The organism is Acinetobacter sp. 243_ASPC, assembly GCF_001054715.1.
GTDB classification, from domain to species: Bacteria; Pseudomonadota; Gammaproteobacteria; order Pseudomonadales; family Moraxellaceae; genus Acinetobacter; species Acinetobacter soli.
Genome location: NZ_JVOR01000137.1, coordinates 1 through 9,601 on the forward strand (window position 1 = coordinate 1; position 9,601 = coordinate 9,601).

A 9,601-nucleotide genomic window follows, 5' to 3' on the forward strand; every position below is an offset into this window, starting at 1 on the left:
ATCAATTTGGTGAAATTGCCTGTTCTGCTTTATCGAATGGACATGTTGCTGACATAAAAATGGTTGAGCAATTGGTTGCTGGCCTAAACGGAAAACTTTACGGGGATCGAGGTTACATCAGCCAAGAATTAAAAATTAGATTGAAAGATCGAGGTATTGATTTAATTACTTATCATCGGAGGAATATGCAGGCTATTCAACTCTGTGCATCAGATGAATATCACTTAAGACAACGCAATAAAATAGAAACATTATTCAGTTTATTGAAGGGGCAATACAATTTAGTGACGAGTAAAGCACGTAGTCTTCATGGATTTCTCAGTGGAATTTACGCCTCACTATGTGCATATCAATTAACCCATCGAAATAAGCCAACAATTCAAATTATGAAATCATCGGCTTAAACAGGATTCGGGTTTATTAAACATGTAAGAAAGATTTACGATGTATTCTAAGCATTACTAATATACATTACGTTCTGCTTGTGTTTGCTTATTGTCAACTTAAGTATTATAAAAAAAATATCAACCTATAATAAGATATAATTGCAATATGAGATACTAAAATTGAGAAATATAATAGATGAATCAATTTCACAATTAGAATACTTGAACTCTTTAAGAGATAAGCTTAGCTCAAATTACAATAAGCCATGTCTATTTTTAGATATAGATGGCACTTTATCTGATTTTCAATTAAATCCTATTGATAGTTATATTCCGACTAAGACTTTAAATATTTTAAGACAAATTATCTCAAAGAAGATTCCTGTTATAGCTGTGACAGGACGAGATATTGATTCTGCACGTAAATTATTTGAATCCATAGATCTTCCAATTGCTGCATTGCATGGATTAGAAATATATATAGGAAATGAAAAAAAATTACATACACCAAAGAGTTTCTTAGAAATTTCAAATATTTACAAAATTTTAGCTCGAGCATGTATCGCCTATCCAAGTTTACTGATTGAAAACAAGAAATCATCAATTGCGTTGCATTATAGGAAAGCTCCAGAGCTCGAAGATATAGCAAAAAAATTAATGTTAGAAGCTCAAAAGATATTCCCCAACCTAAGATTAATTCAAGGGAAATTCGTTTATGAATTAATACCCGCTCAAGCCAATAAAGGCTTGGCAATCAAGGAAGTTTTAGCTCATTTAAACCAGTATGAGGTTTACACACCAATTTTCATTGGTGATGACGTTACGGACGAAGATGGTTTTTATTTTGTGAATCAGTTGGAAGATGGCATCTCAATCAAAGTCGGTCAAGGGCTTACCCATGCCAAATACCAGCTTAAAGACACAAAGCAAGTATATGATTTTTTAGAATTATTTTTAGACCATATTCTAAACCATGATAACAATTTTAAGGGTAACAACAACTTAGATGGAGAGAAAACATGTCTAAATTAATTATTTTATCGAATCGAGTCAGTATTCCCAACGGGCAAAAAACTACCGCAGGTGGGCTTGCAGTCGCTATACAAGATGCATTAGATGATATTGGTGGTGTATGGCTCGGATGGAATGGCGAACGAGTTCATAAGCAAGAGGAAGTACATTTTAATATTTTTCGGAAGGATAAAGTTGATTATGTCACCTGCCCTTTAACAAATTCTCAATATTCAGATTATTATGCAGGGTTTGCCAACAATTCACTTTGGCCTGCCATGCATTATCGTTCAGACCTGATTGAGTTTAAAACATCAGAATACGAAGGATATCAAAAAGTAAATTCTTTATTCGCTCAAAAACTTGCCGAAATTGCAGATCCAGACGATACCATTTGGGTTCATGATTATCATTTTTTAAGTGTGGCGAAATATTGCCGTGAACTCGGTATGCAGAATAAAATTGGATTTTTCCTGCACATTCCTTTTGCACCTTTATTTATCTGGCAAAAAATTCCATGTGCTCAACAATTGATTGAGGATCTATGCCAATACGATGTGGTGGGTCTACAAACAGATAAAGATCAAAAAGTGTGTATGCAAGTATGCACATCTTTATTGAACGCACAGAAAATTCAACAAACTTTGTTAAGCTACCATCAACGTTTAACCATAATTAAATGCTACCCAATTGGTGTAAATCCAACAGCGATTCAAAAAGCGGCCCATAAGTTTGTTGATGTACAAGACTTCCTTACCCGTCCAGTAGAGCTGAATGCTGCAAAAACCATTATCGGCGTAGATCGGATTGATTATTCAAAAGGTTTACTGGAACGTTTTTTGTCCTATGCAGAGTTCTTAGACAAATATCCTGAGTATCAGCAGCATATTCAACATTTACAAATTGCTTGCCCATGCCGTTTGGAAGTTCCAGCTTATCAACGTTTATTTGAGCGTTTCAAGATTAAGATCGAGATGATTAATCAGGAATTTGCTCAGCAAGACTGGCAACCCGTGGAATGTATTTATGATGCAATGAAACATCATCATTTGATGCAAATCTATCGTCAAGCAGATGTATGCTGGATCAGTTCAATACGAGATGGAATGAATCTAGTCGCGAAAGAATATATTGCCGCGCAAAATCCATCAAATCCTGGTGTACTGATTCTATCCAAATATGCAGGTGCTGCAGAGCATATGTCAGAAGCACTACTGGTTGATCCTACCGACAAAACGGCAATGGTCGATGCTTTAAAAACAGCACTGGAAATGCCACGACAAGAACGTATTTCACGCTACAAACAACTAATGAAAGGTTTAAAAGATTTTGATATTAATGACTGGCGCAATGCATTTCTTAACGACTTACAGAACAAAACCGCTGTTCAGGATTTCAGATTCCTGGGAATGCGTAACGTTAACCCTATTTATCAAAACTTATAGTACTTCGATTTGTAAGGAACTGGCAGTATCCAGATATTGCCAGTTCAATTCACTATGATGCTTATTTCACATAAGTAAACCGATTTAAAGCCACAATCAATAATAATAGACCCGATAGTGCCATAAACACTGTACTTAGGCCAATCAGCTCACTCACCATTCCAATGAAAGCAGGTCCAACCAGAATACCCGTATAAGCCATGGTCGAAACACAAGACAATGCAACTGCATTTGCCATCATCTTCTGACGTCCAGCACGGGAAAACATGATCGGGACGATGTTAGAACAACCTGCCCCAACCAGTGTATAACCCACTAAAACCAGCCACCAATGAGGCGCGATACTGACCAAAGCCAAACCTAAAGTTGCACAAATCGCGCTATAGGTTAAAAGCTTTTTTTCACCAAAATAACGGATCAGATAATCCCCCGTAAAACGTCCTGTGGTCATGGCAATCGCGAAGAAGGTATACGCCAATCCCGCAAAAGCGGCATTAACTCCATATTGTTGCGTTAAATAAATACCACTCCAGTCCATCGCCGCACCTTCCGTCATGAAAATGATGAAGCAGGCAATACCAATTAATATAATCAAAGGTTGTGGCAGACGCTGGCGTATCGACTTTTTCACTTTCGATGACGCTTCAAGAAGGGTGTTTTCTACAGCTTTTATGTTGTATGGCACTGAAAGAAAAACAATAATTACTAACAGTAAACTCACAGCAAATGCGCTTATAACACACGAAATACTTAAAGCAAGCAATGCAGTAATCGTCAGTACCCCAGCTAATCCGCCTAGACTCGCCATACCATGAAAGCCAGACATCAATGATTTTAAGCTATTTTTCTCAACCACTACGGCCTGAATATTGAGAGCGACACCCAGACTTCCTGCTGCTGTACCAAATAAGAATAAGGTGATCGCCATCATTAACGGCGTGCTCAATAAGCTTAGGCTTGGCAATAAAACGGCAAGCAAAAGTAAAGCGAAACCGATCGGCACACGACAACCAATACGCTGAACAATTTTACCTGTTGCAGGCATAGCTAACATTGCACCTAAGCCGCCGCATAATAGCAACAAACCAAAATCGGCATGATTAAAATGCAAACGTTGCTGGGCAAAAGGAATCAGCGGCGCCCATGCAGCCGTGGCGAAACCCAGACCGAAAAAGCTAAAACGAGTTGAAAGACGTTGAGCACTTAATTGAATTTCAGGATCAATAAGAGCAGTTCTGGAAAAAAGGATCATTTAATACCATCCACACAAATTAACTCAGAGCGTCCATCTCGGATAAATCGCCATAGAAAAACCCCTGCTAATCTATAGAGAAGTTCTATAAATCCACAGAGGCTTTTATGACGAAATTATACACAAAACCAAGCTAAAAACAGTATTTTTTACAAAAATAAAATTTATATATATCAACAGCTTATTATTATTTATTCAAATAAAATTAAAGCATTTATTTTTAACACTTTTTCTTCTTAGCTTTTCAATTTAATTAGGCAAAGATATGAATTTACTTAAATTTTGTAAGGATGACAGAATTAAATAGCTCATTTATAAAGCTGAATAATATATGTCACCCGCTAAAGCTGTGGATTAACTTTCTCTCTCGAATTAGGTCAATTTTATAAATGTTTTAAAAAGTACGATAAACCTTCAGGTGCACGTCCATTTAATCGACTGCTAGTGGTAACCCGAACCAAATTACTCCAAGTGATTTTGCAACATTGCTTAATAAATTTTTCAATTAATGAGACATCCTCATGACAAGGAATAGGTTCAAAGCCTCCTGCCTGAATATAGGCTTCGGCACTAAAGCTTAAATTCGCCCCATGTATATGTTGATGATCCATCATATCCTGATAATGCGTCAGATATTTCTGCTGTTGTTGTATTGATAAGTGACTAAGATCATCCAGTATAACGATACCACAAATGGCATCTGTTGGCTGATGTCGCATTTGGCATAGTAACCAATCTGGATCTACAATTGTATCAGCATCCGTGCAAGCGACCCATGTAACTCCTTGATCGATTAGCTGCCTAATACCAAGGTCTCTGGCCTTGCCCACACAAGCAAAATTACATTCAATCCAGTTCATCTGATGTGACTTTACAATCATGAGGGACTGGTCAGTACAACTGTCTAAAACCACTAGAATCTTGACCTGACCGTGACCTATATACTGTATAGCTTGTTCAATTGACTGCAAACAAGCGGATAAATTCTGTTCTTCATTATGGGCTGGGATAACAATACCTATTTTCATATTAAGCCCTGTTGTTTTGCCAAAGATGAAGGATTTACCGTCCAGATATCAATAATGAAATCTGGATCATTCAGACTTAAATAATGAGTGAACAACAAAGATTGTTTTAAATGATGATGGACTTGAGAAGCATCTAGTTCAAAATCCTGAATAGCGTGACGCCAGTGACAACACAGGATTTCACCTTGTGGCGTTAAACTGTTTTTGAGCTGATCGATCAGTTCATGCAGTTCAGTGCGTGATAAGTAATAGGCCACTTCACTGATGACAATCAGATCAAATTTCTGTTCAGGAAAATATTCAGGAATTTTTTGGTGTTGAACGCTCACATGCTTCAAATTCTGTAAACGTTTAGAGGCCCAATGAACAGCATGTTCAGAAAAATCTAGACATAAAAGCTGATCAGCGCGTTTGGCTAAATGTACACTTAAATGGCCATTGGAACAGCCGATTTCCAACACTGATGAATAACGCTGTTGAGTAAGCAATGCCAAACAAATCTGCCTTTTACGAGCTTCATACCAATGTAAATCGTAGCCCCAAGGGTCATTATTGTGATGATATAAGGCTTCGAAATATTGACTAGAATCATTCACAAAGATAAACCTCCCAAGGCATTAACAAACGTTCGATAATTGCTGGAGATAAAATCGCAGCATTGCCTGTACTTTCATCAGCTTCGATCTGACTCTTAAACTGCATGATGGCCTGACGTTTTTTGATTAATTGGGCCTGAGTTAAGTTGTAAGCTCTAGCCTTTTGCCAGTTGATACGCGGATCTAGTGGTCGCGCCCAATGCCAAGCCCAGATCAGCACGTGTAAATATGACATGTCATGAGCTAGAGCAAATGCCTGTACAGTTTTTCCTACCGCTTCATGATCTGGATGCCCATCCTGTGCATAGCTACAAATTAAAATATCTTCCGCTTTAACCAACTTGTCTAATTCTTGCCACAGATGTTCCCTGTGCAAATGAATCTGCCCGTCTGGTAAATTTAATTCAATACGTTGAACATATTCAGAAATATCTAGACACTGTAAAGCCGTCAAGCTTTCTTGTGGGCGAATTTGATCTAATTGATCTGGGCTGTATTTGGTTGAATGTGGATGGCTTTGTGTCCCATTACTGACGGCAATGATCACCAACTGACAATTCAACATAACTAATTGTTGCATCAAGCCGCCACACCCCAGTATCTCATCATCTGGATGGGGTGCGACAATCAAGATTCTTTTAGATTGAAATTTTTTAAAATTGAGTAGAGAAAGCGGCTGCTGCTCAAATGCATGCAACCACTGTTCTCGGGAGGTCCCTTGCCCTTCAATAATACGATCTTCGACTAAAGGATGTTTTAGAGCTGCCATGATATTTGCTCCTGTAAACATCGTTCAGCAATTTGCTCATCATCGAATGCCGCATGACTTTGCCGAATAAATACAGGTAAATCAGCCATTAGGTTGGCAAAAGTTGCTTGTTCACAAAAAGGCCGTGCTCCAAGCGCTTTTCCTACCCCTTCAATAACCTCCAAACAGCTTTGTTCTGCCTGCGCACGCAAGATCCGTACATCCCGTTCATGGCTAAGCTTGGGTTGGCTATCAATCATTTGAGCGATATATTGGAAATATTGTCGGATTACAGCAAGTCGAGTTACTAACTGACCTAAATACATTTTCTTAAAAGGATTAGGGCTTTTAAGGCAACTTTCTTGTAGCTCATCCACTAACCGTACCGCGGCACCGTACCAGCAAGCTGCAACACCCGCAGCACCATGCCAGAAACCAACCCGATCAAGGTAGTCATTGGGATGACCAATGAGTTTGACTGCTATCTCCTGAAAATTAACTCTTGCGGTCTGTGTTCCCTGCATACCTATAGCTTGCCAGTGAGCCAGATCAATGCTGATCAAGGATTGGTTTAAGTCAATAATGCAAAGCTGAGATTGCCCCTGTTGATCTTTAAAACTGATTAATGCTTTATGAATAAATTCAGCGCCTGAACACCACGGCTTAATTCCATGACAAAGCCCATTTTCGACCTGTAACGGCACGGACCCACCATCGGCAGCCCAAACAGCCCATGTCTCTTCATCTATTTCATGTTGATAACCGAGTTCATGCAAAATACTTAAAGCATCAAAATGGGACTCAAAAAGCTTGGCTAAACTTAGGTCAAAGCCAGCTATCTGAGCAAAAATTTGCCAGCGTTGATAGGTTTGTCCCGAAGCAGGTTCAGGCAATCGTCCAACAGAATGAATCAACTGTTTCAACACCATTGGACGTTGATTTAATTTTTCTTCAGCTGAGTACTGCTCAAAGCGATTTAATATGTCTAAAATTGAGCCTTTTATAAATATTTTGCTATTCATTCTTAAAATGTTAATTCAAATGAGTTTATTTAAATACTAATTGAAATAATCCGTTTAGTTAAATAGATAAATTGTAATGAAAAGATAATTATCCGTAGTTATTTAACTATTAGCTCTCTTGTGAAAGTATCGTTTTGCCTAATTTTTGAATTGGCTGAAACCTTATTAAATGTAGCTTTAGGCTGTTTAAATTTTGACTAACGCAAGAGGTCTATTTATTTCGTTTTGTTTCATTATTAACTAAACAGTATGTTTAAGTGAATCTATAAAATCATCATGTAAGCTTTATTTAAAATCCAACAATTATTAGAAAATAAGCAGTAGCTTAAAGGCTTCCGTGTTGTAATGTTTATAAGAGAGGTTTAAGAAATAAGTACTTTAAATATTAGACCTCTTTCATAAATCATTTTTTACTCAGTTCCAAATTATAGATCCCAGCAATTAGATTGAACCTCAATCCCAATCTTTTTCCTCGATTACGATATCGCTCAGCAAGGATTTTGAAGGTTTTCAAACTGCTAAATACATGCTCAATGCCAATTCTTCTTTTGTTAATTTCTCGATTGTAAAGCTTTAGCTCAGGATCTAGTTTGCAACGTTTTTTTACTTTTAATGGCAATAGACTATTTCGATACACTGTGTAAACCCCTTGATAACCTTTATCCGCAAGGATAAAAGCACCTACAGGAATCTGATTCAAATTGCGTTTGAAAAGTTCGAAATCCTGTACAGTACCACGACTTGTGCATAAACTCAGAATTTGCTGAGTTTTATAATGAACAATGGCTTGAACTTTGAAAGTATGTGCCTTCTTCTTACCACTATAGCTTTTCTTCTGTTTTTTTAGGCCTTTGTATTGGAATTTCTGTGGTATCTACGATCACCACACTCCAATCAATACCTTCGCCTTCAGGCAAATGCTTTGGTAAATTAAATAAATTGGACTTGATGAGGCAGTCCTCTATATGATGTACGATTCTTGAAGCAGTGGGCTCTGACACGCCATAACTTGTTGCGACATGGAATAATGTTCGGTATTCACGCCAATAGCTTAAGCATAAGAGAATCCGATCTTCTAGGCTTAATTTAGGTGGTCTACCTTTGGCAGGAACATGCATTTTCAATTGCTCAACCATTAAATCAAAGGTTGAACATGAGATGCCGGTATATCGCTTAAACTGTGTTTCAGAAAGCTTCTTTGAATCGATGTATTTCATTCAAAGATTATGCCTGAATGTTTAAGATTCTTCGGTACAAATAATCAACAATAGATAGGCCGTTTTTTGATTTATGAAAGAGATCTATTAATATTTTTATTAATTTTTAAAGATATTAAAACATAGATAAAAGCGGCTTTGATGCACAAAGCTGTTCTTAATGGCTTCTTCGGCAATATAATTTCCAAATGAAGAAGCCTATACTCAAAATCTACCACACAACCAATTGGCCCGCATATAACAGAGCTCTCATTAATCATGGGAATATTGCCATTTGGTTCGATCCAAAAACACAATGGTATGCAGGACCTCAAGGCAGACAAGGTCGAAGTCAAACCTACTTCGACATAGCGATTCAATGCTGTTTGATGATCAAATCTCTATTTAGACTCACTTTACGCATGGTTACGGGCTTTGTTCAAAGCTTAATTAAACTTTGCGGCTGGGTAGCCCCGAATATCAGTGATATTCGTACACTACGCTTTATAGAAGACAAAAGCATATTGATATGGCTTTGTTGCACAAACATTCAAAGACTAAACTTGTCCCAAGTTATCCAAATTTAAGTGACTACTTGGGTGTGAGTTCGGCCTAACTCTGTGAATTTATTTAATACTGCCACACGTGCGTGAATCTCATTGACTTGGCTATCAAAACTCCTTGCACTGAGTTTATCTCCTAATAATTTAATGCAGTGCATCTTGGTTTCTACCAAACTTCGGCGATGATAGCCTGACCATTTTTTCCATAGTGTCCTGCCTAAACGTTTAACTGTTCGAAGTAATTCGTTTCGCTCTAGCGAGCTACTCTTTGTATCTTTCCATGGTTTTGCATTTTTTCTAGGTGGAATCTCCGCATGCGCTTGCCGATCTGCAATGACCTGACGGCATTGCTTG

The 9,601-nt window shown here is 37.7% G+C and carries 11 protein-coding genes and 1 pseudogene; 4 read left to right on the forward strand and 8 right to left on the reverse strand.

Annotated features, from left to right (window positions below):
- The 3 genes from ADA42_RS17230 to ADA42_RS17240 form a co-directional block, all read left to right on the forward strand.
- Positions 1-404 (forward strand): transposase (locus tag ADA42_RS17230; RefSeq protein ID WP_048766469.1); only part of this gene is annotated, 404 nt, incomplete at its 5' end.
- A 162-nt stretch (positions 405-566) separates the two neighbouring features.
- The gene (gene otsB, locus ADA42_RS17235; protein ID WP_048766479.1) at positions 567-1,418 is read left to right on the forward strand and encodes a trehalose-phosphatase; all 852 of its coding nucleotides are present in this window, start codon (positions 567-569) and stop codon (positions 1,416-1,418) included.
- Complete coding sequence (locus tag ADA42_RS17240; protein WP_048766481.1) at positions 1,406-2,842, forward strand: trehalose-6-phosphate synthase; 1,437 nt, start codon at positions 1,406-1,408, stop codon at positions 2,840-2,842. The genes otsB and ADA42_RS17240 overlap by 13 nt, the downstream gene beginning before the upstream one ends.
- A 61-nt stretch (positions 2,843-2,903) precedes the next feature.
- Here the strand turns inward: ADA42_RS17240 and ADA42_RS17245 are convergent, their stop codons facing one another.
- The 7 genes from ADA42_RS17245 to ADA42_RS17275 all read right to left on the reverse strand — a co-directional run bounded on the left by ADA42_RS17245 (position 2,904) and on the right by ADA42_RS17275 (position 8,705).
- Complete coding sequence (locus tag ADA42_RS17245) at positions 2,904-4,094, reverse strand: MFS transporter (protein WP_048766482.1); 1,191 nt, start codon at positions 4,092-4,094, stop codon at positions 2,904-2,906.
- 383 nt (positions 4,095-4,477) lie between these two features.
- Positions 4,478-5,122: a glycosyltransferase gene (locus ADA42_RS17250; RefSeq protein WP_048766483.1), complete on the reverse strand. Its 645-nt coding sequence runs from the start codon at positions 5,120-5,122 to the stop codon at positions 4,478-4,480.
- A complete protein-coding gene (locus ADA42_RS17255) occupies positions 5,119-5,718 on the reverse strand; it encodes a class I SAM-dependent methyltransferase (RefSeq protein ID WP_048766484.1) in 600 nt (199 codons plus the stop codon). The genes ADA42_RS17250 and ADA42_RS17255 overlap by 4 nt, the downstream gene beginning before the upstream one ends.
- Positions 5,711-6,487 carry a PIG-L deacetylase family protein gene (locus ADA42_RS17260; RefSeq protein WP_048766485.1) on the reverse strand — a complete coding sequence of 259 codons (777 nt, stop codon included), beginning with the start codon at positions 6,485-6,487 and terminating at the stop codon, positions 5,711-5,713. The genes ADA42_RS17255 and ADA42_RS17260 overlap by 8 nt, the downstream gene beginning before the upstream one ends.
- Positions 6,475-7,488 carry an acyl-CoA/acyl-ACP dehydrogenase gene (locus ADA42_RS17265; protein WP_048766486.1) on the reverse strand — a complete coding sequence of 338 codons (1,014 nt, stop codon included), beginning with the start codon at positions 7,486-7,488 and terminating at the stop codon, positions 6,475-6,477. The genes ADA42_RS17260 and ADA42_RS17265 overlap by 13 nt, the downstream gene beginning before the upstream one ends.
- Positions 7,489-7,891: 403 nt before the next feature.
- Positions 7,892-8,362 (reverse strand): IS5/IS1182 family transposase, encoded by a 471-nt coding sequence (locus ADA42_RS17270; protein WP_048766487.1) that lies wholly within the window; start codon positions 8,360-8,362, stop codon positions 7,892-7,894.
- A complete protein-coding gene (locus ADA42_RS17275) occupies positions 8,310-8,705 on the reverse strand; it encodes a transposase family protein (RefSeq protein ID WP_048766488.1) in 396 nt (131 codons plus the stop codon). The genes ADA42_RS17270 and ADA42_RS17275 overlap by 53 nt, the downstream gene beginning before the upstream one ends.
- A 188-nt stretch (positions 8,706-8,893) precedes the next feature.
- Here ADA42_RS17275 and ADA42_RS17280 point away from each other — a divergent pair.
- Positions 8,894-9,249, forward strand: a pseudogene (locus tag ADA42_RS17280) (transposase); the annotation flags it as partial.
- Positions 9,250-9,267: 18 nt separating this feature from the next.
- On the opposite strand, the gene ADA42_RS17285 reads toward ADA42_RS17280, so the two are convergent.
- The coding region (locus tag ADA42_RS17285) for an IS5/IS1182 family transposase (protein ID WP_048766490.1) at positions 9,268-9,601 on the reverse strand (334 nt) is incomplete at its 5' end.

Excerpts from the sequence above, each read along its gene's own strand:
- ADA42_RS17275 (WP_048766488.1), bottom strand. The coding sequence starts at position 8,705 with ATGAAATACATCGATTCAAAGAAGCTTTCTGAAACACAGTTTAAGCGA.
- ADA42_RS17240 (WP_048766481.1), top strand. The coding sequence starts at position 1,406 with ATGTCTAAATTAATTATTTTATCGAATCGAGTCAGTATTCCCAACGGG.
- ADA42_RS17260 (WP_048766485.1), bottom strand. The coding sequence starts at position 6,487 with ATGGCAGCTCTAAAACATCCTTTAGTCGAAGATCGTATTATTGAAGGG.
- ADA42_RS17265 (WP_048766486.1), bottom strand. The coding sequence starts at position 7,488 with ATGAATAGCAAAATATTTATAAAAGGCTCAATTTTAGACATATTAAAT.
- ADA42_RS17250 (WP_048766483.1), bottom strand. The coding sequence starts at position 5,122 with ATGAAAATAGGTATTGTTATCCCAGCCCATAATGAAGAACAGAATTTA.
- ADA42_RS17245 (WP_048766482.1), bottom strand. The coding sequence starts at position 4,094 with ATGATCCTTTTTTCCAGAACTGCTCTTATTGATCCTGAAATTCAATTA.